Origin of the sequence: Cobetia sp. MB87, from assembly GCF_011319755.1 — a bacterium.
Classification (GTDB): Bacteria; Pseudomonadota; Gammaproteobacteria; order Pseudomonadales; family Halomonadaceae; genus Cobetia.
Genome location: NZ_VFBC01000010.1, coordinates 88,255 through 109,453, shown reverse-complemented (window position 1 = coordinate 109,453; position 21,199 = coordinate 88,255). Strand labels below are relative to the sequence as shown.

Here is a 21,199-nt window from a genome sequence, read left to right as displayed (position 1 = left end):
TAACTCATAATGAAAAAGACACTCTTGGCGTTGAGCATCGCCGCAGGGATGGGGTTTGGCGTTCAGGCTTCGGCTGCGACTCTTGAAGAGGCCGTATCCCGAGCGGTAATGGAAAACCCGCGCACGCGCATTCAGGTTTCACGTCACATCCAGCGACTCGAGGAAGCGGAAACCCAGCGCGGGGCGTATCGCCCGACGGTGGATCTGACCGGCCGCCTGGGTTATGGCAAGTTCGACTCGGAAGATGACGGCGTCAATGATGATGACGACTGGCACGATTACACGCGTCTTGATCTGACCATCCGTCAGCTGCTCTGGGACGGTAACACGACAATCGAGCGCATCCGTCAGGCCGAGACAGAGGCGGACTACCAGCGCCTGCAGGTCGCGGCCGAGGCCAATGACATCGCGCTGGATACGGCCGGTGCCTATCTGCAGGTCATGCGTGATGAGCTGATTCTCAAGTATGCACAAGCCAATCTCGAGGCTCACCGTCGCATCTCGAATGATATCGGGCGGCGTGCGGAATCCGGTCTTGGTGCGCGCAGTGACGTGCGTCAGGTGGATGGTCGTCTGGCCAATGCCGAAGCCAGCGTGCTCTCATCGATCAACAATCTCGAGGACTCCCGCTCTGCCTATCTGCGTCTGGTGGGCGAGATGCCGTCGGACCTCAGCATGCCGGGCATCGACACCAGCCTGCTCAGCGAGGATGTCGAGAGCGCCTATGTACAGGCCAATCAGCGCAACCCGCTGTTGGCGGCAGCGCGGGTCTCCATTGACGCTGCACGTCATGAAGTGAATGCCGAGAAGGGCGATAACTACCCCGAGTTCAGTCTCGAAGGCAATCGCACGCTGGACAATGATTATGATCAGGACGAGAGCAAGTCAGATGACTGGAGCGTCGAACTGGTCATGCGCTACAACCTGTATCGTGGTGGTCGTGATCAATCCGAGATCCGCGGTCGTCAGGCAGCGCTGGAAGCGGTCGAGCACGACAATGATCGCGTGATGCGCGATGTGCGTGACGAGATTCGTCTGGCATGGAATGCCCGCGAGAACCTCAAGCGCCAGATCGATTACCTGGAAAGCTATGTGCGTGCCGCGACTGATACCCGCGAGAGTTATCGCAAGCAATTCGATATCGGGCGCCGCACATTGCTGGACCTTCTGGACAGTGAGAGTGAGTTGTTCACCTCTCAACAGAACCTGATTCGCGCCCGTTTTGATCTGGAAACCGCCAACTATCGCCTGCTGTCGGCGACCGGCGCTCTGCTGGATTCCATGAGTGTTGCCGTCCCCGTCCAACAACAGGGCTAAGCCAACCACAGCGCTTCCGCACACTGGAAGCGCCGTTGCCATGCTGATGGTTGATGAGGAAATCAGATGAGTCTTTCGCGCCGCCTGTTTACCTTGATGTTGCTGGTATTGTTGGGGTTCTCCCTCGGTATCTTCTTCATCCAGGTCAACAACACCCGTGATGCATTGGCCGAACGACAACGCGTCGAACTCTCGAATCTCGCCCAGAGCTTGAGTCTCGCGCTGGTGCCACATGTAGAGCTTGGCGATGCCGCCAGTGCCGAAGCCTTGATGCGTGCCACGGTGGATGGTGGCCATGTGCGCGATGCCAGACTGGAGAGCGTGGCCATCGCGACGCCCATCGCTTTCAATGTCGTGCGTGAGAGCCTGGCACCGGAATGGTTTCGTGACCTGATCCCCATGCCGGTGGAATCGGCGAGCCGCGAGCTGCCCGGTGGTTGGGCGTCGCTGGGCACGATCAGCCTGACCGGCGAATCTGCCCAGGGCTATGACCAGCTCTGGCAGCTGGCCAAGCGTCTGGCGCTGTGGCTGTTGCTGGGGGGGCTGATCACGCTGCTGATTGCCTCATTGGTCATGCGCCGTCTGCTGCGCCCGCTGGAGCGCCTCTCGTCTCGCCTCAATGAAATGGAGACCCAGCGCTTCGATGCGCCGCTGGAAGAGACCAGGGTGGCGGAGCTCAAGGGCATCACCTCGGCGGTCAATCGTCTTGGTCAGCGCCTGCAGACCCAGTTCGAGGCTCAGGCCGCGCAGTTGGCGCGCCTGCAGCGCCAGGCGGAAGAAGACTCGGTATCGGGGCTTGGCAATCGCGGCTATTTGAATCGAGCGGTCGATGAGTGGCTGAGCGAGCCAATGGGTGGCAGCTTCGCACTGCTGCGCGTTTCACATATCGAGGTGGTGTATCGCGAGCAGGGCTACAAGGGGCGTGACGCCCTGGTGAAAGCCATTGCGCGCAAGCTGGAAGATCGCGAACTGGCGGGTGAGGCGATCATCGCCGCGCGTCTGTCCAATAGTGATTTCGGCCTGTTGCTGCCGGAAACTGACGAGACTCGACTTCAGGAGTTTCTCACGCTATTGGCGGAGGATATCGACAACCTGCTGGATGCCAATCCGTTGGTGGACATTCCGCCGCAGAACTGTGCCCTTGGCGCCGTTCGGCGTGAGCCGGGCATGCAGCGCACCCAGATGTTTGCCGTTGCAGATGCCACGCTTCGTCAGGCCATCGAGCAGGGGTCGGGCGTGGAACTGGCCCCTGCGGGTGGCCGTGCGCGTCCGCGAGGCGAGTGGCGCGAGATCATCGAAAAGGCTCTGGATTCCCCCAAGGGACTCGACTTCGTTGCCCAGCCGGTGTTGCTCAATGATGGTGGCGAGCTCCACCGCGAGCTGTTTGCCCGTCTGCGCGATGGTGATGAACTGCATCGTGCGGGTGATTTCCTGCCCGTGATTCGCCATTTCCGCATGGGGGCGCAGTTCGATCTGCGCGCTCTGGAGTGGCTAGCGTCCTATATCGACAGGATCGAAGTGCCCAGGCTGGCGCTCAATCTGACCGAAGAAACCTTCGACGATGAAGCCAGTTATATTGGTCTGCTCAACTGGTTGGCGGCGCATCCGCGCCTGTGCAAGCGTCTGGATATCGAGGTGTCCGAAAGCATTGCCCTCAGGCATCAGGAGCGTATCAAGATGCTGTTCCGGCATGCTCGTCGACTGGGCGCGCGGGGCGGCATCGACCGCTTCGCCCGAGAGCTGAAGGAACTCAGTTATCTGTCGGCGCTGCGGCCTGATTACGTAAAGATCGACCAGGCGTTCTTCAAGCGCGAAGATGTCGACACCGAGCTGTTGCAGAGTCTGTGCATGACGGCGCACCAGGTCGAGTCGCAGGTCATCGTGACCCGCGTCGAGTCCGAGGCGGACCAGGAGCGGGCAATGTCGCTGGGCGCAGATGGCTACCAGGGCTTCGTATCACCGGCAGTCGATGTCATGGCAAGGCCCGCCAATCCGGCAGAAGATATGCCTCGCTAAGTGACATTCAGGGTGCCTCGACATGAATCATCGCCGCTGGTGGGAGGGTCTTGCGGTCGGGGTGCTGCTGGCGTTGTCGCTCGGTGCGGGTCTGGCACAGGCGGTGGATTCCCGCCAGTTCATCCAGATCTACGGGACAGGTGGCTGGAATCGTGTGCAGCAATGGCAGCAATTGTTGCAGCGGCTGGAGGGCGCGCCGGTCAGGCGCCAGTTGAGTGAAGTGAATGATTTCTTCAATCGTCTCAACTTCACCGATGACCTCAGTGTCTGGGGGGCAACCGATTACTGGGCGACGCCGCAGGAGTTTCTGGGGGCCGGGGCCGGTGATTGCGATGACTTCGCCATGGCCAAGTACCTGACCCTGCGCGAGCTGGGCGTACCGGAAGATCGCCTGCGCCTGCACTACGTCAAGGCGCTCAGCCTCAACCAGTTCCACATGGTCGTGACCTATCAGGGTGTCAATACGCGCAATCCTGATGTACTGGACAACTTGAACAGTTCCATCCTGCCGGCCAGTGAACGCACGGACCTGCTGCCTATCTACAGTTTCAATGGTAGTGCGCTGTGGATGAGCAAACGTCTGGATGGGGGCAAGCGCATCAGTGACAGCCAAGGCCTTTCAAGTCTGTCTGATTGGCAGAAGCGCCGTGCACAAGGAGTGCTGAGAGTGCCGCGCCACAAACGGCCATGAGTCCGGCGGCGAAAGCCCCCTCGAGGAATGGCGATTGAGCTCTGCTCTAAGCACTGCCTAAGCACTACAGCACGACAAGACACCCCGTGGCCTTCCGGTCGCGGGGTGTCTTGTCATTCGGGCGTTGCTGGTCAGCGCCCTCGTCAGCTGCCCCGTGCAGATGGCGGGGTGTGCGCTAGCGGGGCGTATTGCCGCGCAGGTGCAGAATCTCGAGCAGATTGCCGTAGCGATGGCGGCTCGGCATCGTGGCCAGCCCCGAAAACAGCAGCCAGAACATGCGCCGGCCACGTGTCAGACGATGCGTATGCTGCAGCAGGCGTGACAGCAGCTGGCTGTCATCGAAACCCTTGAAGTTTGGCGTCATGCTGACCTGTTCTCGTACCAGTACCGGCGCCATCTCCAGGCGATAGAGCTTTTCCAGTTCCTGGAAGCTCAGTCCCTGGGCCTCGACGACTTCTGCCATGTGCTGATACTCGGCTTCACGTGGGTCGCGCTCCAGCCACAGTGGAGACAGCGCCAGCCAGATGTCCTGTCGGCGCTCGAGCAGGGCGGCCACATCGGGGGCGAGGTGAGCGTTCTGATCGTTCATGAAAACATCCTGGGCAGAGCCTGTCGGACAGTGCGGCTGGCAACCAGCGGCGAATGCAGGACGGCAGTGGAATGGCAGTACGTGAAAAGGTCTACATGATACGGCAGCTGCCGCGGCTGGCTCCAGTGATATGCAGGCAGATGGCGGATCATGACGGCAGGGCGGACAGCGTCGCCGACAGCCGCTAGAATAGCGCCCATGAGCTGGCACTGAGCCTGCTTTACGGGATTCGAACGCCCTATTTCACGATACGCTTCACCACCCAAGGACGGCCATTGCCTGCTGTCAGGGTGAAGCGAGTATCGCATCGGCGGGTACACGCCGGGCCAACAGCAAACGAGGTTCTTTACGTGATCATCAAACCCAAGGTTCGTGGCTTCATCTGCACCACCACACACCCCAAGGGCTGCGAGCAGAATGTCGCCGAGCAGATCGCCATCACCCGCAAGACAGTCGGTGACAAGCGTGACGGTGGTCCGAAGAAGGTGCTGGTGATCGGTTCTTCCAGTGGCTATGGCCTCGCGGCACGCATCACGGCAGCCTTCGGTTATGGCGCGGACACCCTGGGCGTGTTCTTCGAGAAGCCGGGCACCGAGAAGAAGGCCGGTACCGCAGGCTGGTACAACTCTGCCGCCTTCGACAAGTTCGCCAAGCAGGAAGGACTCTACAGCCAGGCCATCAACGGCGATGCCTTCTCGCACGAGACACGCGCCAAGGCCATCGAGCTGATCAAGGCCAACATGGGCGAAGTCGACCTCGTCGTCTACTCGCTGGCCTCTCCGGTGCGCAAACTGCCGGACAGCGGTGAAGTGAAGCGTTCCGTGCTCAAGCCGATCGGCGAGACCTACCGCGCGACCGCCATTGACACCAACAAGGACACCATCATCGAAGCGGAGGTCGAGCCGGCCACCGAGCAGGAAATCGAAGATACCGTCACCGTGATGGGTGGTCAGGATTGGGAACTGTGGATGCAGGCGCTGGATGAGGCCGGCGTGCTGGCGGAGGGCGCACGCTCCGTCGCCTTCAGCTACATCGGTACCGAGATCACCTGGCCGATCTACTGGCACGGTGCGCTGGGTCGCGCCAAGGAAGATCTGGACCGCGCCGCCGGCAGCATCCACGAGAAGCTGTCCGCCAAGGGCGGTCGTGCCCACGTGGCCGTGCTCAAGTCCGTGGTCACCCAGGCCAGCGCCGCGATCCCGGTCATGCCGCTCTACATCTCCATGGTCTACAAGATCATGAAGGAGAAGGGCCTGCACGAAGGCACCATCGAGCAGCTCAACCGCTTCTACGCCGAGCGCTTCTATGGCGAAGGCGAGATCGCCACCGACGAGTCCGGCCGTCTGCGTCTCGACGACTGGGAGCTGAAGGACGACGTCCAGCAGGCCTGTCAGGAACTGTGGCCGCAGGTCACCAGCGACAACCTGTTCGACATCACCGACTACGCCAGCTACAAGCAGGAATTCCTGAAGCTGTTCGGCTTCACCCGTGACGACGTCGACTACGATGCTGATGTCGCCACCGACGTCGAATTCGATGTCGTGCAGATGTAAGCACGGATAAAAGCTGTGATGCACGACGACGCCATCCTTCGGGGTGGCGTCGTCGTATGTGGCGGCCTCATCTTGAGCGTCATGCCAGTCCGGGCCAGGCACAAGTGCCAGAGGCATGGCACAATATGGCGGCAGGTTTTCCCCACCCTCACGCGATGGACCTCGACACACACCCATGCCCGTGGATTCATTGGTTTCTCCCCAGGCCCAGCAACGCCAGATCGGCTTCGTGCTGTTGCCCGGCTTCTCGTTGTTGTCCCAGGCCTGTGCGCTGGAGCCCCTGCAGGTGGCCAACCAGCTCGCAGGGCAGACGCTCTATCGGGCCGTCACCTTCGGACTGGATGGACGAGGCGTGGCGTCCGCAGCGGGCTTGAATCTGTCACCGGACAGCCTGGTCGCCAGTGATTCGCGCCATCTGGACGCCTTGTTCGTATGCGGTGCTCAGCCGGCGGGCGAGGCGGGCCTACAGGAGGTGGCCTCGAATCCCGCGCTGCTGGCCTGGCTCAAGCGTCTGGCTGAGCGCGGCGTGATGCTGGGAGGTATTTCGACAGGAACCCGTGAACTGGCGCGCGCCGGGTTGCTCGATGGTTATCGTGCGACGATTCACTGGCAGCGCGCCGAATCCTTCCGCCGCGACTTCCCGCAGGTCAACGTCTCCCATCAGCTTTATGAGCTGGACCGCGATCGTGTCACCTGCGGCGGGGGTACCGCGGCGATGGACATGATGATGACGCTGATCGCCCAGCAGCATGGCCGCGCGCTGGCCGAGAAGGTCTCCGAGCACTTCGTCTGCGAGCGCATCCGGCTGGCGGACGAGCCACAGCACGTGCCGCTCAAGAACCGTTTCGCCCATGCGCCGCAACCTCTGGTCGAGGCCGTGACCCTGATGGAGGCCAATATCGAGGAGCCACTGTCCACCCACGAGATCGGCGAGCATCTCGGCATCTCACGGCGTCAGCTGGAGCGGCTGTTCAAGAAGCATCTGCAGGCGGTGCCCAGCCGCTACTATCTGGATCTGCGTCTGGCGCGTTCGCGCCAGCTGCTGCGTGAAAGCGATCAGCCGATCGGCGAGATCGCGCTGGCTACCGGTTTTTCCAGCGCTGCTCACTTCTCCACGGCGTTTCGCAACCATTTCGGGCGCAGCCCCCGCGACGAACGTCTCATGCTGCAGGTCTGAGGCGCGTCAGTGTCACTGAAAGCCGTCTCCTGACATAAGTCATCGTCCTTTCGCTGAAAGTCTTTGTCATCTCGCCTCCCTATACTCGAGTGTCATGACCCGTGGCTCGCCGATCATCGGCCGGCCACGCCAAGACCCCGCGATGAGGAAGAGACGATGACCCAGCTGACCCGTGCCGATTTCGACCATGCCATGGTGCCCAACTACGCACCCCAGGCTGCCATTCCGGTACGCGGCGAGGGGAGCCGTCTGTGGGATCAGGAAGGTCGCGAGTACATCGACTTCGCCGGTGGCATCGCCGTCACCTCGCTGGGTCATTGCCATCCGGCGCTGGTCAAGGCGCTCAAGGACCAGGCCGACAAGGTCTGGCACCTGTCCAACGTCTACACCAATGAGCCGGCACTGGCGCTGGCCAAGGCGCTGACCGAGCGCACCTTCGCCGACAAGGTCTACTTCTGCTCCTCCGGTGGTGAGGCCAACGAAGCCGCGCTCAAGCTGGCGCGCCGTTTCGCCCACGACACCCATGGCGAGAAGAAGGACAAGATCATCTCCTTCCGTCAGTCCTTCCATGGCCGTACCTTCTTCACCGTCAGCGTCGGCGGCCAGCCCAAGTACTCCCAGGGCTTCGGACCGATTCCGGGGGGTATCCAGCACGCCGAATTCAACAACCTCGACTCCGTGCGCGAGCTGATGGGCGATGACACCTGCGCGATCATCGTCGAGCCGCTGCAGGGCGAGGGCGGCATCATCCCCGGCGAGCAGGCCTTCCTGGAAGGACTGCGTGAGCTGTGCGACCAGCACGATGCGCTCTTGATCTTCGATGAAGTCCAGAGCGGTGCCGGACGTACTGGCCACCTCTACGCCTACCAGCACTTCGGTGTGGTGCCGGACATCCTGACCACCGCCAAGGGCATCGGCGGCGGCTTCCCGCTGGGCGCCATGCTGACCACCGATCGCATCGCACCGGCCATGGCCATCGGCACTCACGGTTCCACCTATGGCGGCAACCCGCTGGCGTGTGCCGTGGGTCTGGCGGCGCTCGAGACCATCGATACGCCGGAAGTGCTCGAGGGCGTCGCACACCGCCACGCGTTGCTGCGCAACGGTCTGGAAGGCATCGCCAAGCGTCACGGTGTCTTCAAGGAAGTGCGTGGCATGGGCCTGTTGATCGGTGCCCAGATGGCGCCGGACTACGCCGGGCGTGCCAAGGACATTCTCAACCTGGCGATGGAAGAAGGCTTGATGGTGCTGATCGCCGGCCCTGACGTGCTGCGTCTGGCGCCGTCGCTGGTGATCAGTGAGGAAGAGATCCAGAGCGGTCTCGACAAGCTCGACCGCGCCGTGGCGAGCTTCATCGCCGCCTCTGCATCTGCATGAGCAGCGCCATGAGCAGTGCCCCGATGCTGGTGGTACGGCCTGCCGAAAGCCGCGATCTGCTCGCCCTCGAGCGGCTCGCGGCCACGGCCACGCCACGCCTGACCAATCTGCCGGCACATCGTGATCGCCTCGAGGAGCGCATTCTGCGCTCCCAGCGCAGCCTGCGTGCCGAGATCGACTTCCCCGGCGACGAGATCTACTGCTTCGTGCTGGAAGATCTCGACAGCGGCGAAGTGGTCGGGACTGCCTCCCTGCGCGCTGAAGCTGGTGCGCGGGAGGCCTACTACACCTACCGCCAGGAAACGCTGATCCACGCCTCGCAGCAGCTCAACGTGCGCCACGAAGTGCAGACGCTGTCGCTGTCGCATGAAGTGTCGGATGCCACGCTGTTGTGTGCGCTGTCGCTGGATGCCCGCTACCGCGAGACGGATGCGGACAGCCTGCTGCGTCGCGCACGCCTGATGTTCATCGCCCAGTACCCGGAACGCTTCGCCAATGAACTGGCGGTGGCCTTCCCGGGCTATCTGGAAACGCGCGACGAGCGTCAGGTCAGCCCGTTCTGGGACAGTGTCGGCCAGCACTTCTTTGATCGTGATTTCAATGAAATCAATCAGGTGGCAGGCGTGCGCTCCAAGAGCTTCATTGCCGAGGTCATGCCGCCGTTCCCGCTCTATCTGCCGCTGCTGACGCCCCAGGCGCGTGCCGCCATCGGGCGTGAGAATCCGCGCCATGAGTACGCCATGCAGGAGATGCTCGCCGAGGGCTTCTCGCGCTCGCGTCATGTCGACATCTTCGATGCCGGCCCCTTGCTGCTGGCGGAGTTTGAACGTCTGCACACCTTCAAGCAGTGCGGGTGGCACCCGGTGCGCATTCGTCCGCAGGAAAGCCTGCCGGACGCCGTGCCGGCAATGGTCGCCAATCAGAGTCTCGGTGGCTTCCGCTGCGTGCTGGCTCGCTATGCGCTGACGCCGACTGGCCAGTTGATGTTGACGCAGCAGCAGGCCGAAGTACTGGGAGTGGAAGAGGGGCGTGCGGTGCTTGCGGTACCGATGCCGTTGCCTACGGTCGACGAGGGAGAGCTGTAATGCGTATTCGTCCTATCGCTCGACACGATATCGAAGGTCTCAAGGTACTGGCACGGGAAACCGGCGTCGGCTTCACCTCGCTGCCGGACAATCATGAGTTTCTCAGTGCCAAGATCGAGCGCACTCTGGCGGCCTTTGAAGGCCGTGAGCCCAGCGACGATCGCCTGTACTTCTTCGTGCTCGAGGATGAGCGCGATGGCAGCATCGCTGGTTGCTGTGCCATCGAGGCCTGCGTGGGTACCGATGCACCGTTCTATCACTACCGCCTCGGCTCGCTGGCGCACTCCTCGGTGCAGCTCGATCTGCATCGCACCCTGGACACGCTGACGCTGTGCTCCGATCACACCGGCGATGCCGAGGTCTGCTCGCTGTTTCTGCGCGAAGACTGGCGCAAGGATCGCAACGGCGCGCTGCTCTCAAAGGTGCGCTGGCTGTTCATGGCCCAGTTCCGCGCGGCCTTCCCCGACAAGGTGCTGGCCGAGATGCGTGGTGTCTTCACCCCCGAAGGGCGCAGCCCGTTCTGGGAGTGTCTGGGCAGCCACTTCTTCCCGATGGATTTCGATGAGGCAGATCGCCTGACCGGCATGGGCCAGAAGAGCTTCATCGGTGAGCTGATGCCCAAGTTTCCGATCTACACGCCATTCCTGTCCGAGCAGGCGCGGGCCGCCATTGGTCAGGTGCACGAGCACACGCGCCCGGCGGTGGCGATGCTCAAGAAGGAAGGGCTGCGCTGGGAAGGCTACGTCGACATCTTTGATGGCGGCCCGACGGTCGAGGCCTATATCGATGATGTACGTGCGGTGCGCGACAGTCAGCTGGCATGCGTCGAATTGATCGAAGGGAACGCGCCGATCTGTGAGCGTCCCTCAAGCATGGCCGCCACCACTGACATGCAAAGCTTCCATGCCAGCTGGATCAGTCACGACGTCACCCGGGACGACGCGGGTGGCTGCCATGTGCGCCTTCACCGTGATGAGGCCGAGCGCCTCGGCGTGACGGGCGGTGACATGCTGCGCGTGCTGGCCGGCTGAAGCGCCCGCCACGGGCATCCGCTTCTTTGTGCCATCTCGCAGGCGAATCGCCTTGTGTTCTTTTGCCATCAGCGGGGCAGATCGCCAACTGCCCCGTGACTTCCTGTTCAGCGTCGCTCGCGCGGCGCGCCCTTTCGATGAGGCATGCCATGACCACTACAACTTCGACTCCCGCCACACTCAACGTGCGTCAACTGCTCTTCATCGACGGCGCGTGGCAAGCAGGCGAGGCCGCATCCTTCACCAAGACCGACCCCGTCTCCCACGCACGTCTGTGGCAGGGTGCCGCTGCCACTGCCGAGCAGGTCGAGCAGGCCGTCGCGGCAGCGCGTCAGGCATTCCCGGCCTGGGCGCGTCTGGGTTTCCAGGCGCGTCTGGCGGTGGTGGAACGCTTCCGCGATCAGCTGGAGCAGCATCGTGAAGCGCTGGCGATCAGCATCGCCAGTGAAACCGGCAAGCCGCTGTGGGAAGCGCGTACCGAGGTCGGCGCGATGATCGGCAAGATCGCGATCTCGGTGAAGGCCTATCACGAGCGTACCGGCGAGCGCGCCAAGGATGTCGCGGGCACCCAAGCGGTCCTGCGCCACCGCCCGCATGGCGTGATGGCCGTCTTCGGCCCCTACAACTTCCCGGGGCACCTGCCCAACGGCCACATGGTCCCGGCGCTGCTGGCGGGCAATGCCTGCGTGTTCAAGCCCTCCGAGCTGACCCCGGCCACCGCCGATCTCACCCTGCAGTGCTGGGAGGCCGCCGGCCTGCCGGCCGGCGTGATCAATCTGGTGCAGGGCGCGGCGGACGTCGGCCAGGCGCTGTCCCAGTCCGAGGGTATCGATGGGCTGCTGTTCACCGGCAGTGCCAAGGTCGGCAAGTTGCTGCACCGTCAGTTCGCCGGTCAGGTCGGCAAGCTGCTGGCGCTGGAGCTGGGTGGCAACAACCCGCTGGTGGTGCGTGATGTGCAGGATGAAGCCGCCGCGGTGCTGGCGATCATCCAGTCGGCCTTCGCCTCGGGCGGTCAGCGCTGTACCTGTGCGCGGCGCCTGATCGTGCCGCAGGGCGAGGTCGGTGATCGCCTGATCGAGACACTGGCCACGGCGCTGCGCGAGCTGCGGGTGGCGGGGCAGTTCGAGCAGGACGCGCCCTTCTATGGCGGCCTGGCAAGCGTCGCGGCGGCCGAGGGCCTGCTCAAGGCGCAGGATGATCTCGAAGCGCTGGGCGGCAACGTCATCGTGCGCATGCAGCAGCTCGAAGAGGGCACCAGTCTGCTCAGCCCGGCGCTGATCGATGTCACCGGCCTTGCGCTCGAGGACGAGGAGTTCTTTGGCCCGCTGCTCAAGATCCATCGCTACACCGACTGGGACGAGGCCATCGCGCTGGCCAATGACACCCGCTACGGCCTCTCGGCTGGGCTGATCGGCGGTGAGCGTGCTGACTGGGACGACTTCCTGCTGCGCATTCGCGCCGGCATCGTCAACTGGAACCGCCAGACCACCGGCGCCTCCGGCGATGCGCCCTTCGGTGGCATCGGCGACAGCGGCAACCATCGCCCCAGTGCCTATTACGCGGCCGACTATGTCAGCTATCCGGTCGCCTCGATGGAAGCCGAGGAGCTGGTGCTGCCCGCGACCCTGCCGGCCGGTATCCGTCTGTAAGGCCGTCCGTTGGGGCACCGCTGCCGCTTACCCATTGTTGACCACGACGCCCGCCGTGCCTGCTCCCTGAGGTGCCAATGCGTCGTGGCAGGAGACCTCCATGTCCGACACCCTGTATCACGAGATCAATTTCGATGGCCTGGTGGGCCCGACCCACAACTACGCCGGTCTGGCACATGGCAACGTGGCCTCGATGCGCCACGGCGGCCTGGCCTCCAACCCGCGCGAAGCCGCGCTGCAGGGCCTCGACAAGATGAAGTCGCTGGCGGATCTGGGTTATGCACAGGGGATTCTGCTGCCGCAGCAGCGTCCGGACCTCGGCGCACTGCGTGATCTCGGCTTCACCGGCAGCAATGCCGAGGTGCTGAAGGCAGCCAGTGAGCAGGCCCCGCAGCTGCTGCGCGCAGTATGTTCCGCCTCCAGCATGTGGACTGCCAATGCCGCCACCGTCACGCCCTCGCGCGACAGCGGTGATGGCCGCGTGCATTTCACGCCGGCCAACCTGCAATCCAGCTTCCACCGCTACCTGGAGCCCGCGACCACCGGACGCATTCTGGGCGCCATCTTCGCCGACGATGGCCACTTCGCGCATCATCCTGCGCTGCCCGCGACGCCGGCCTTCTCCGATGAAGGCGCCGCCAACCACACGCGGCTGTGCGATGGCCACGGCGGGCCGGGCGTGCATCTCTACGTCTATGGCCGCCAGGCCTTCGGCGGTGACGGCGTCGAACCGCGTCGCTATCCGGCGCGCCAGACGCTGGAAGCCAGTCAGGCCGTCGCGCGTCAGCATGGCCTGAGTGAAGATCAGGTGGTGTTCGCCCAGCAGCACCCAGACGCCATCGATGCCGGTGTCTTCCACAACGATGTAATCGCGGTGGGCAATGGCCCGGTGCTGTTCTACCACGAGCTGGCCTTCCGCGATGAGGAGGCGGTGCTCAACGAGCTTCGCGCGAAACTGTCCACACCGCTGATCCCGATCCGCGTGCCGCTGGAAGCCGTCAGCCTCGAGGATGCCGTGTCGTCCTATCTGTTCAACTCTCAGCTGCTCTCCAACGACGATGGCAGCATGACGCTGGTGGTGCCGGGCGAGTGTCAGGAGAACGAGGCGGTGTGGAACGCGCTGCAGAATGCGATTCTGGCCGGCCCCAACCCGATCGGCGAAGTACTGGTCAAGGACGTCAAGCAGAGCATGCGCAATGGCGGCGGCCCGGCCTGCCTCCGGCTGCGTGTGGTACTGAGTGACGCCGAGCGCGCCGCGCTGTCCGGGCGCGTGATGATGACGGATCAGCTGCACGGAGAGCTGGGTGACTGGGTCAAGCGTCATTACCGTGACAGCCTGACACCGGCGGATCTCGCTGACCCGCAGCTGGCCGAGGAGACACTGGCGGCACTGGATGAGCTGACGCGGCTGTTGAAGGTCGGCAATGTCTACGCCTTCCAGCGCTGATCGCTTGGCCCGAGCCCATACGACACAGCCCCATACGACACAGCCCCCATCGGTCTCGCCGATGGGGGCTGTGTCGTTGTGGATATGTGGTCTGAGAGTTGAGATCTGAGAGGCAGATGCCGTGGCGCCACTCAGGCCAGTTGTGGCTGCACCATGCGCTTGGGCTCGCGGCGCACCGGCCAGTGCACGAGCGCGGCCAGCAGGCCGAAGATGCCGCTGGCGATCCACAGCAGGTCGTAGCTGCCGGTCAGCTGATAGACCACGCCACCGCCCCAGGCCCCCAGGAAGGCGCCGACCTGATGCGCGGCCAGCACCATGCCGAACACGAAGGCCTGACGCTTCTGGCCGAAATAGAGCGCCACGGCCTGACTGGTCAGCGGCACCGTCGACAGCCACAGCACGCCCATGATCGCGCCGAAGGCGTAGAGCAGCATGCTGCTGGGCGGGATGACCACCATCGCCATTACCAGCGCAGCGCGGCACACATAGATCAGCATCAACAGCTGCGGCGGGTGACGGCGGCCGCCCCAGGCACCGAACAGGATGGTACCGGCGATATTGAGCGCGCCGATGATCGCCAGCGTGTTGCCGGCCACGTTCAGGGGCAGACCGCAGGCGACCACGAAATTGGGCAGGTGGGTGGCGATGAAGGCGACGTGCACGCCGCAGACGAAGAAGCCGCCGGCCAGCGCCAGAAAGCGCAGGTCCTGCAGAAGCGGGCCCTGGCTCGGGACATCCTCTGCCTGTGTTTCACTGCCGGCCGGCGGGCGACGCAGCAAGGGCAGGGCCATGGGAATCAGCAGCAGACAGCTGGCGCCGAGCGCCAGCATGGCGATCTTCCAGTCGATCAGCACCAGCATCGGGGTCGCGACCGAGTAGATCAGCTGCCCGAAGGAGCCGCCGGCCGAGGCAATGCCCAGCCCTATGCCACGATGCTGGAGGGGAACCACGCGCGTGACGGCGGCCAGCACCAGCGGGAAGGTGGTCGCCCCGATGCCGACGCCGGCCAGCACGCCGGCGCCCAGCATCCATACCGTCGGGGTCGGCCAGAGGGCGGTGATGCCCATGCCGACCGCGTAGCACAGGCTGCCGACCAGAAAGACGCTGAGCGTGCCGAAGCGGTCCGACAGCTTGCTGGCGATGGGCGCGGCCAGCCCGAAGACCAGATTCTGGATGGCGAGCGCGAATGACAGACTGCCCATGCCCCAGGCAAGCTCACTGGCCATCGGTGGCAGCATGAAGCCCATCGCCTGGCGCGCGCCGGTGTTGATGGCGAGTATCAGCGCTGCCAGCGCGATCGCCGCCTTCCAGTTCAGTTGCATGTCAGATCCTCATGCCGGGAATCGTTGTTGTCGTTGTTGTCGTAGTTCTTGCAGTTCTTGCAGTTCTTGCAGTCCCTGCACCCCGTGCTGGCCACGGGCGGAACATCCTCCATGAGGATTCTCGCTACATTTCACTTTATTCTCATAAAAGTACAGACGCCGGATACGCCACTGTCAGACGCGTCTGCGACACTCTCGTCCATACCAGGCAGTCACATGGCTTCGCGGGAGTCCTCGCTCCGGTGCGCCGCCATCATTCTCGACCGCTATCGACCCAGCTCCCAGGCGGACCGATGTCATGCAAACAACTGCCGATGACAAGGCGTGAAACGCTATACTGTGTGGCATGCGAGACAGCATCTGCATGGCCATGATGAGCCCAGTGACATCACACTGTTTCCTTCTTGGCACCGTGGTGCCGAATCGTGACCTGTAGAATTCACCGATTCGAATCGTGCCAGGCCTCAAAGCCCGGGGTCGGTCCCTGACGCCGAACCCACGCCACGTCAGTCAGATGACGTCATGGCTGGCCACGACACCCTGCACGCGTTGTCCGAACCCTGCCCCCCTGCTTCATGCTCCTGAGGAGAAGCCCCTTGGCCAACTTCACTCTGAACGGCAAGGCCGTCAGTCTCGAGGTCGATCCGCAAACCCCGTTGCTCTGGGTGCTGCGTGAGCACCTGGGCCTGACCGGCACCAAGTTCGGTTGCGGAATCGCCCAGTGCGGTGCCTGCACCGTCCACCTGAACGGCACCGCGGCGCGCACCTGTGTCCTGCCGGTACTGGCCGCCGAGGGTGGTGACATCGTCACCATCGAGGGGCTGGCCGAGAACGATGACCACCCGCTGCAGCAGGCCTGGGTCGAGGAGCAGGTGCCGCAGTGCGGTTACTGCCAGTCCGGCCAGATCATGCAGGCCGCCGACTTCCTCAAGCACACGCCCAACCCCACCGATGAGCAGGTCACTGCCGCCATGGCGGGCAATCTGTGTCGGTGCATGGCTTACGTGCGTATCCATCGTGCGGTGAAGCGTGCCGCCGCGATCGCCAGTGAGCGCGACATGGCGCAGGTGATGGGCCAGCAGACCGAGGCTACAGTCGCCACCGCCGGAGTGGGCACATTCGATCCGCGTGCCACGGCAGATGCCGTGAGCCATTCTGCTGCCAAGGAGACATCTCATGGCAAGGTTTGAAGATCAGCTGGCCGCGCATCAGCGCGAGCTGGCGGCCACGCAGCAGTCTTCCTCCCACCATGGCGGCATCACGCGGCGTGGTTTCCTGATCGGCAGTGTCGCGGGTTCCGCGATGCTGGCCTTCGGGGTCTCCGGCGCGGCGCTGGCCGCCGGGACAGACGGCAAGGGCTCGGCCAGCGAGACGCTATCCGCCGGCGCCTTCGAGCCGACCATGTGGTACGCCATCGACACTGACGGCACCGTCACCGTGCATATCACCAAGTCCGAGATGGGCCAGCACGTTGCCACCAGCCTTGCGCGCCTGGTCGCCGAAGAGCTGGAAGCTGACTGGGACAGCGTCAAGGTCGATTACGTCGACAGCGCCCCCAAGTGGGGCTACATGATCACCGGCGGCAGCTGGTCGGTTCACCAGAGCTACCGGCCGCTGTCACAGGCGGGGGCTGCCGGGCGTATCGCTTTGATCGAGGCGGGCGCTCAGCAGATGGGCGTGTCCGTCGAGAGCTGCAAGGCGCGCAAGGGACGCGTCATCAGCGGCGAGCAGTCGCTGGGCTATGGCGAGATCGTCGCCGCTGGCCTCGAGCGCAGCTTCACGGAAGATGAGCTGGCGGCCATCGAGCTCAAGCCGGCCTCCGAGCGTCGCGTGCTCGGCACCAGGGGCAACGCGCTGGACGTGCCGCCCAAGACCAACGGTCAGGCGGTCTACGGCATCGACTACACCCTGCCGGAAGATATCGAGGCGCGTGTCGGCAAGACATTGCACGCACGTCCGGTAATGCCGCCGAGTCGCTTCGGCTGCAAGGTCACCGCCGTCGATGACAGCGAAGCCCGGAAGGTCATCGGCTATCGCCAGACCATCGAGCTCAAGGACCCGTCCGGCATCTGCCAGGGGTGGTTGGCGGTCATCGCCGACAACTTCTCGGCAGCCATGCGCGCCACTGACCTGCTCAAGGTCGAGTGGAGCAAGGGCGACAGCTATCACGTCGATGAGGCGGCGATCCAGGCCGAGGGCCAGCGACTGGTCAACTCGCCGAGCCGCGACAATGGCTCGCTGCTGGTGGATCAGGGCGATCCCGCGCCGCTGCTCGAGAATGCCGTCACCACGGTGGAATCCACCTTCACCACCTCAAGCGTGCTGCACTTCACGCTGGAGCCGGCCAATGCGCTGGCCTATGAAGAGGATGGCCACTGGCACATCCACTGCGGCAATCAGCAGCAGTCCCTGCTGACCTCGCTGGTCACCAAGGCGCTGGAGCTCGAGGAAGGCAAGGTCACCCATCACCAGCTGTATCTGGGTGGTGGCTTCGGCCGTCGTCTGCACGGTGACTACGCCGTGCCGGTGGCGCTGGCGGCCAAGGCCGTGGGGCGTCCGGTGAAGATGATCTTCACACGCCCGGATGACAGCCGCTTCGATTGCGTGCGCTCGCCCTCGGTGCAGCGCCTGCGTTCCGGACTCGATGCCGAGGGTCGCGTGGTGGCCTCCGAGCACGCCGCCGCCGCCGGTTGGCCGACGGCAGCCCTGATGCCGGCTTTCATGGCAGAGGCCATCGAAGGTGGCGGCAAGCTCGACTCCTTCTCCATCAGTGGCGCGGACCACTGGTACAACGTCGGCACCCAGCGTGTCTGGGCGCAGCAGAACAAGGTCGCTCACGAGGCCTTCGTGCCCGGCTACCTGCGCTCCGTCGCACCGGGCTGGACGCTGTGGGCGGTCGAGCAGCATATCGATGAGCTGGCGCTGGCCGCCGAGCAGGACCCGGCCGAATTCCGTCTCGCATTGCTGGACGCCGAAGGCCGCAATGCCGGCAAGGCGCCGGTCAGCACGGGCGGCGCCGAGCGCCTGCGCAATGTGCTCACGCGCGTGATGGAGAAGTCCGGCTGGAGCGAGCGTGACAGCCTGCCGGCAGATACCGGCATGGGCGTGGCGCTGAGCTTCGGTCAGGAACGCAGCATGCCGACCTGGGTGGCCTGCGTGGCACGGGTCAAGGTCGATCGCGCCACTGGCGAGGTCAAGCTCGAGAAGCTGACCAGTGTCGTCGATGCCGGTACCCTCGCACACCCGGATGGCGCCATGGCGCAGCTGGAAGGCTCGCTCTTGTGGGGCGTCTCGATGGCGCTGCACGAAGGCACCGAATACCGCGAGGGTGGCCCGGTGGCGCAGAACCTGGGTGCCTACCAGCCGCTGCGCATGCATCAGGTGCCGCAGATGGATCTCGAGTTCGTCGACAGCACCGAGATGCCGGTCGGTCTTGGCGAGCCGGGCACCACGGTGGTCGCACCGGCGGTGGCCAATGCCATCCAGCATGCGGTCGGCGTGCGTCTGCGCGATCTGCCGATGCGTCCGGCGGCGCTCAAGGCCGCGCTCAGCGAGGCCTGATCCTGACCGGTGAATTCGTCTGATACCCGCCACTCCGGCATGCCCGGGTGGCGGGTTTCGTGTCTTCAGGCCGAGTGCAGGCTTCTGATATGAGTGATTATTGATGCAACATCTTGATCTTGAAGTGATCTGTCAGGCGATCGACTGGCTGGCACCGTCAGATGGCACGCGCCCTGACAGCCCGATCTGGCTGTGTACGGTGCTGTCCACCTTCGGCTCCTCACCGCGAGAGCCGGGTACCTGGCTGGTGGCACGTGAGGATGGGCAACATCGTGGCTCGCTGTCCGGCGGCTGTGTCGAGGAGGACTTTCTGGCGCGCCTGGCTGACGGGGAATTCACCACGCCCGCCCAGGTGATCCGCTACGGCGAGGGCGGCCATCAGGGGGCGGGGATCGCCTTGCCCTGCGGCGGCATTCTGGAGGTGCTGGTCGAGCGCTTCACAGCCTGTGAAGACGACATCGCACATCTCAAGGCGCTGCGTGCGGCACTTGAAGGCCAGACACCACGTCTGCGCTTGGTGCAACTCGATGGCGAGCCAGCCTCACGCCAGCTGCAGGATGACAGTGGCCTGGGCGAGCGGGTCGAGCGTCTGACTGGGCATGACGGCCAGACGAGTGGCTATCAGCTGCGTGTCGGGCCGGTGGCACGTCTGCTGCTGGCGGGCCTCTCGCCGGTGGCGGAAGCCTGCGCAGCCTTCGCCGTCAGTCTCGGCTTCGAGGTAATCATCTGCGAGCCACGCGAGGAAGTGCTGGCCGACTGGGATGCTCGCAAGGCACCGCTTGCCGGCGTCACCCTGCGCCGCGAGCTGCCGTCACGCTTCATCGCTGCCGGCGGCTGTCATGCCGCCACCGCCGTGGTCGCGCTGACCCACGACCCGCGTATCGATGACCTGGCGATGATCGAGGCGGTATGTCAGCCCGCGTTCTATATCGGCGTGATGGGCTCGCAACGTACCTCGCAGGCGCGCGCCGAGCGGCTGGCACGCAGCGGTGGGCTCAGCGCCGAGGAGATTGCGCGCATCGTGATGCCGATCGGGCTGAATCTGGGCAGCAAGACACCGGCCGAGATCGCGCTGGCGGTGATGGCCGATATCGTGCGCATCCGCCGTGGCCGAGCTCGCGGGAGCCTGTGAAGCTGCTCGCTGGATTCGTCAGGGAGGTTGCCCATGGATGAGTCGATCATCCTGGTCATGGCGGCTGGGCAGAGTCGCCGCTTCGGCAGTGACAAGCGTCAGGCACGTCTGGCGGATGGTCAGACATTGCTGATGGCGACGCTGTCGCGGGTCATGTCCTGCGAGGTGGACTGGCGCCTGCTGCTGCGTGAGGACGATGACCCCGCCGCACTGCTGGGAGATGACTTCGCGCGTGAGCATGCCAGGCGGATCTGGCGTGCACCAAAAGCGGGCAACGGCCTCGGTGCCAGTCTCGGCGATGCCTTCCGTCAGCTCAGCGATGAGGCTGGATTGGCGCATGTGCAGGTGGCGGCAGTCTGGCTGGCGGACATGGCGCAGATCACGCCGCAGACCTTTCATGCCCTGCAGGCCCAGGCCGATGGCGTGCATATCGTGCGGCCGAGCCTTGAAGGCGAGGGCGGTACCGGGCATCCGGTGCTGTTCGGGCGGGCGCTGTGGGCAGAGCTTGCGGCGCTCGAGAGTGGCGAGGGTGCGCGCGAGGTGATCGCGCGACATCGCGAGGCGCTTCGTCAGGTGACAGTCGGTGATGTCAGTATCCATCACGACATCGATACGCCAGCGATGCTGAAGCTGAGAGGCTGAAAAGCTGAAGCCGAGGAACTACGTGCGCTCGAAACAGGCCTCCAGACAGCAAAAGGCCCCGTCACTCCAAGATGACGGGGCCTTTTGCTGTCTGCCTATCGCATTACAGCGTGCGCATATCCAGCAGCTTGATGCTCTGGATGCGCGGCTCGCCCCAGCTCAGGTCGAGCACCCACTCGGCGTCGAAATGCGTGTGCAACACGCTGCCATCACGCATGGCGGCGCGGTGCTCACCGCCCATGCGCAAGGTAGCGCTGTCGAGGCTGTTGCGCTGCGCTCGCACCCAACCGAGTGCATGGCCATTGACCAGTAGCTCGCTGCGACGCTGCTCCCAGTTGGCCAGGTACTCGCTGCCGGTCAGGGTTTCATCGAGCAGCTGGATGGAAGCCTCCTCGCCCAGCAGCTCCGCCAGTTCGATAGCAGGCGCCATGCGGTTGAGCATGGAGAACCAGCGGTGCGCGAAGTTTTCGAGTTCGGCCTCGAGGGCCAGATCATTGAAGGTGTCGGCGTACATGGCACCTGCTCCCGAGTGGGTAGATATTGATGGGCATTATGCCGAGAGTCGTGAGCAGTAAACATGCCACGAACGGAATGGCAGTGTTGCCAACGG

The 21,199-nt window shown here is 64.1% G+C and carries 16 protein-coding genes and 1 pseudogene; 14 read left to right on the top strand and 3 right to left on the bottom strand.

Annotation, left to right across the window (positions count from 1 at the left end; genetic code table 11):
- Window positions 1-9 precede the first annotated feature (9 nt).
- The 3 genes from CDPAHKCJ_RS12165 (at window position 10) to CDPAHKCJ_RS12155 (ending at window position 4,024) form a co-directional block, all read left to right on the top strand.
- Window positions 10-1,317 carry a TolC family outer membrane protein gene (locus CDPAHKCJ_RS12165; RefSeq protein WP_200017613.1) on the top strand — a complete coding sequence of 436 codons (1,308 nt, stop codon included), beginning with the start codon at window positions 10-12 and terminating at the stop codon, window positions 1,315-1,317.
- 66 nt (window positions 1,318-1,383) lie between these two features.
- Window positions 1,384-3,333: an EAL domain-containing protein gene (locus tag CDPAHKCJ_RS12160; protein WP_166020035.1), complete on the top strand. Its 1,950-nt coding sequence runs from the start codon at window positions 1,384-1,386 to the stop codon at window positions 3,331-3,333.
- 22 nt (window positions 3,334-3,355) lie between these two features.
- Window positions 3,356-4,024 carry a transglutaminase-like cysteine peptidase gene (locus CDPAHKCJ_RS12155; protein ID WP_166020034.1) on the top strand — a complete coding sequence of 223 codons (669 nt, stop codon included), beginning with the start codon at window positions 3,356-3,358 and terminating at the stop codon, window positions 4,022-4,024.
- A 175-nt stretch (window positions 4,025-4,199) separates the two neighbouring features.
- On the opposite strand, the gene CDPAHKCJ_RS12150 is transcribed toward CDPAHKCJ_RS12155, so the two are convergent.
- On the bottom strand, window positions 4,200-4,613 hold the full coding sequence (locus CDPAHKCJ_RS12150) for a hypothetical protein (protein WP_166020033.1): 414 nt from the start codon (window positions 4,611-4,613) through the stop codon (window positions 4,200-4,202).
- A gap of 350 nt (window positions 4,614-4,963) precedes the next feature.
- On the opposite strand from CDPAHKCJ_RS12150, the gene fabV reads away from it, so the two are divergent.
- The 7 genes from fabV (at window position 4,964) to astB (ending at window position 13,932) form a co-directional block, all read left to right on the top strand.
- A complete protein-coding gene (gene fabV, locus CDPAHKCJ_RS12145) occupies window positions 4,964-6,166 on the top strand; it encodes an enoyl-ACP reductase FabV (protein WP_166020032.1) in 1,203 nt (400 codons plus the stop codon).
- Window positions 6,167-6,341: 175 nt separating this feature from the next.
- A complete protein-coding gene (locus CDPAHKCJ_RS12140; protein ID WP_205700863.1) occupies window positions 6,342-7,343 on the top strand; it encodes a GlxA family transcriptional regulator in 1,002 nt (333 codons plus the stop codon).
- Window positions 7,344-7,499: 156 nt separating this feature from the next.
- Complete coding sequence (locus CDPAHKCJ_RS12135) at window positions 7,500-8,720, top strand: aspartate aminotransferase family protein (protein WP_166020031.1); 1,221 nt, start codon at window positions 7,500-7,502, stop codon at window positions 8,718-8,720.
- Window positions 8,721-8,743: 23 nt separating this feature from the next.
- On the top strand, window positions 8,744-9,805 hold the full coding sequence (locus CDPAHKCJ_RS12130) for an arginine N-succinyltransferase (protein WP_166020043.1): 1,062 nt from the start codon (window positions 8,744-8,746) through the stop codon (window positions 9,803-9,805).
- Entirely contained in the window at window positions 9,805-10,836 is a 1,032-nt protein-coding gene (astA, locus tag CDPAHKCJ_RS12125) for an arginine N-succinyltransferase (protein ID WP_166020030.1), read from the top strand. The genes CDPAHKCJ_RS12130 and astA overlap by 1 nt, the downstream gene beginning before the upstream one ends.
- Before the next feature lie 149 nt (window positions 10,837-10,985).
- Window positions 10,986-12,485, top strand: a complete 1,500-nt coding sequence (gene astD / locus CDPAHKCJ_RS12120; protein ID WP_166020029.1) for a succinylglutamate-semialdehyde dehydrogenase — start codon at window positions 10,986-10,988, stop codon at window positions 12,483-12,485.
- Window positions 12,486-12,585: 100 nt separating this feature from the next.
- On the top strand, window positions 12,586-13,932 hold the full coding sequence (astB, locus tag CDPAHKCJ_RS12115) for an N-succinylarginine dihydrolase (protein WP_166020028.1): 1,347 nt from the start codon (window positions 12,586-12,588) through the stop codon (window positions 13,930-13,932).
- Window positions 13,933-14,063: 131 nt separating this feature from the next.
- Here astB and CDPAHKCJ_RS12110 read toward each other — a convergent pair whose 3' ends face one another.
- Window positions 14,064-15,254, bottom strand: coding sequence for an MFS transporter (locus tag CDPAHKCJ_RS12110; protein WP_166020027.1), 1,191 nt, complete (start codon window positions 15,252-15,254; stop codon window positions 14,064-14,066).
- A 575-nt stretch (window positions 15,255-15,829) separates the two neighbouring features.
- Between CDPAHKCJ_RS12110 and CDPAHKCJ_RS12105 the strand changes: the two are divergent.
- From CDPAHKCJ_RS12105 to CDPAHKCJ_RS12090, 4 genes and pseudogenes are all read left to right on the top strand, one after another.
- Window positions 15,830-16,297, top strand: a pseudogene (locus CDPAHKCJ_RS12105) ((2Fe-2S)-binding protein); the annotation flags it as partial.
- A gap of 133 nt (window positions 16,298-16,430) precedes the next feature.
- Window positions 16,431-18,815 carry a molybdopterin cofactor-binding domain-containing protein gene (locus tag CDPAHKCJ_RS12100; protein WP_166020025.1) on the top strand — a complete coding sequence of 795 codons (2,385 nt, stop codon included), beginning with the start codon at window positions 16,431-16,433 and terminating at the stop codon, window positions 18,813-18,815.
- Window positions 18,816-18,918: 103 nt separating this feature from the next.
- Window positions 18,919-19,947: an XdhC family protein gene (locus CDPAHKCJ_RS12095; protein WP_166020024.1), complete on the top strand. Its 1,029-nt coding sequence runs from the start codon at window positions 18,919-18,921 to the stop codon at window positions 19,945-19,947.
- A gap of 33 nt (window positions 19,948-19,980) precedes the next feature.
- On the top strand, window positions 19,981-20,589 hold the full coding sequence (locus CDPAHKCJ_RS12090; protein ID WP_166020023.1) for an NTP transferase domain-containing protein: 609 nt from the start codon (window positions 19,981-19,983) through the stop codon (window positions 20,587-20,589).
- A 103-nt stretch (window positions 20,590-20,692) separates the two neighbouring features.
- On the opposite strand, the gene CDPAHKCJ_RS12085 is transcribed toward CDPAHKCJ_RS12090, so the two are convergent.
- Window positions 20,693-21,103, bottom strand: a complete 411-nt coding sequence (locus CDPAHKCJ_RS12085) for a hypothetical protein (RefSeq protein ID WP_054555691.1) — start codon at window positions 21,101-21,103, stop codon at window positions 20,693-20,695.
- Window positions 21,104-21,199: the final 96 nt, after the last annotated feature.

Excerpts from the sequence above, each read along its gene's own strand:
- CDPAHKCJ_RS12090 (WP_166020023.1), top strand. The coding sequence starts at position 19,981 with ATGGATGAGTCGATCATCCTGGTCATGGCGGCTGGGCAGAGTCGCCGC.
- astB (WP_166020028.1), top strand. The coding sequence starts at position 12,586 with ATGTCCGACACCCTGTATCACGAGATCAATTTCGATGGCCTGGTGGGC.
- CDPAHKCJ_RS12130 (WP_166020043.1), top strand. The coding sequence starts at position 8,744 with ATGCTGGTGGTACGGCCTGCCGAAAGCCGCGATCTGCTCGCCCTCGAG.
- CDPAHKCJ_RS12135 (WP_166020031.1), top strand. The coding sequence starts at position 7,500 with ATGACCCAGCTGACCCGTGCCGATTTCGACCATGCCATGGTGCCCAAC.
- CDPAHKCJ_RS12085 (WP_054555691.1), bottom strand. The coding sequence starts at position 21,103 with ATGTACGCCGACACCTTCAATGATCTGGCCCTCGAGGCCGAACTCGAA.
- astD (WP_166020029.1), top strand. The coding sequence starts at position 10,986 with ATGACCACTACAACTTCGACTCCCGCCACACTCAACGTGCGTCAACTG.
- CDPAHKCJ_RS12165 (WP_200017613.1), top strand. The coding sequence starts at position 10 with ATGAAAAAGACACTCTTGGCGTTGAGCATCGCCGCAGGGATGGGGTTT.
- CDPAHKCJ_RS12150 (WP_166020033.1), bottom strand. The coding sequence starts at position 4,613 with ATGAACGATCAGAACGCTCACCTCGCCCCCGATGTGGCCGCCCTGCTC.
- CDPAHKCJ_RS12095 (WP_166020024.1), top strand. The coding sequence starts at position 18,919 with ATGCAACATCTTGATCTTGAAGTGATCTGTCAGGCGATCGACTGGCTG.
- astA (WP_166020030.1), top strand. The coding sequence starts at position 9,805 with ATGCGTATTCGTCCTATCGCTCGACACGATATCGAAGGTCTCAAGGTA.
- CDPAHKCJ_RS12140 (WP_205700863.1), top strand. The coding sequence starts at position 6,342 with ATGCCCGTGGATTCATTGGTTTCTCCCCAGGCCCAGCAACGCCAGATC.
- CDPAHKCJ_RS12110 (WP_166020027.1), bottom strand. The coding sequence starts at position 15,254 with ATGCAACTGAACTGGAAGGCGGCGATCGCGCTGGCAGCGCTGATACTC.
- CDPAHKCJ_RS12155 (WP_166020034.1), top strand. The coding sequence starts at position 3,356 with ATGAATCATCGCCGCTGGTGGGAGGGTCTTGCGGTCGGGGTGCTGCTG.
- CDPAHKCJ_RS12100 (WP_166020025.1), top strand. The coding sequence starts at position 16,431 with ATGGCAAGGTTTGAAGATCAGCTGGCCGCGCATCAGCGCGAGCTGGCG.
- CDPAHKCJ_RS12160 (WP_166020035.1), top strand. The coding sequence starts at position 1,384 with ATGAGTCTTTCGCGCCGCCTGTTTACCTTGATGTTGCTGGTATTGTTG.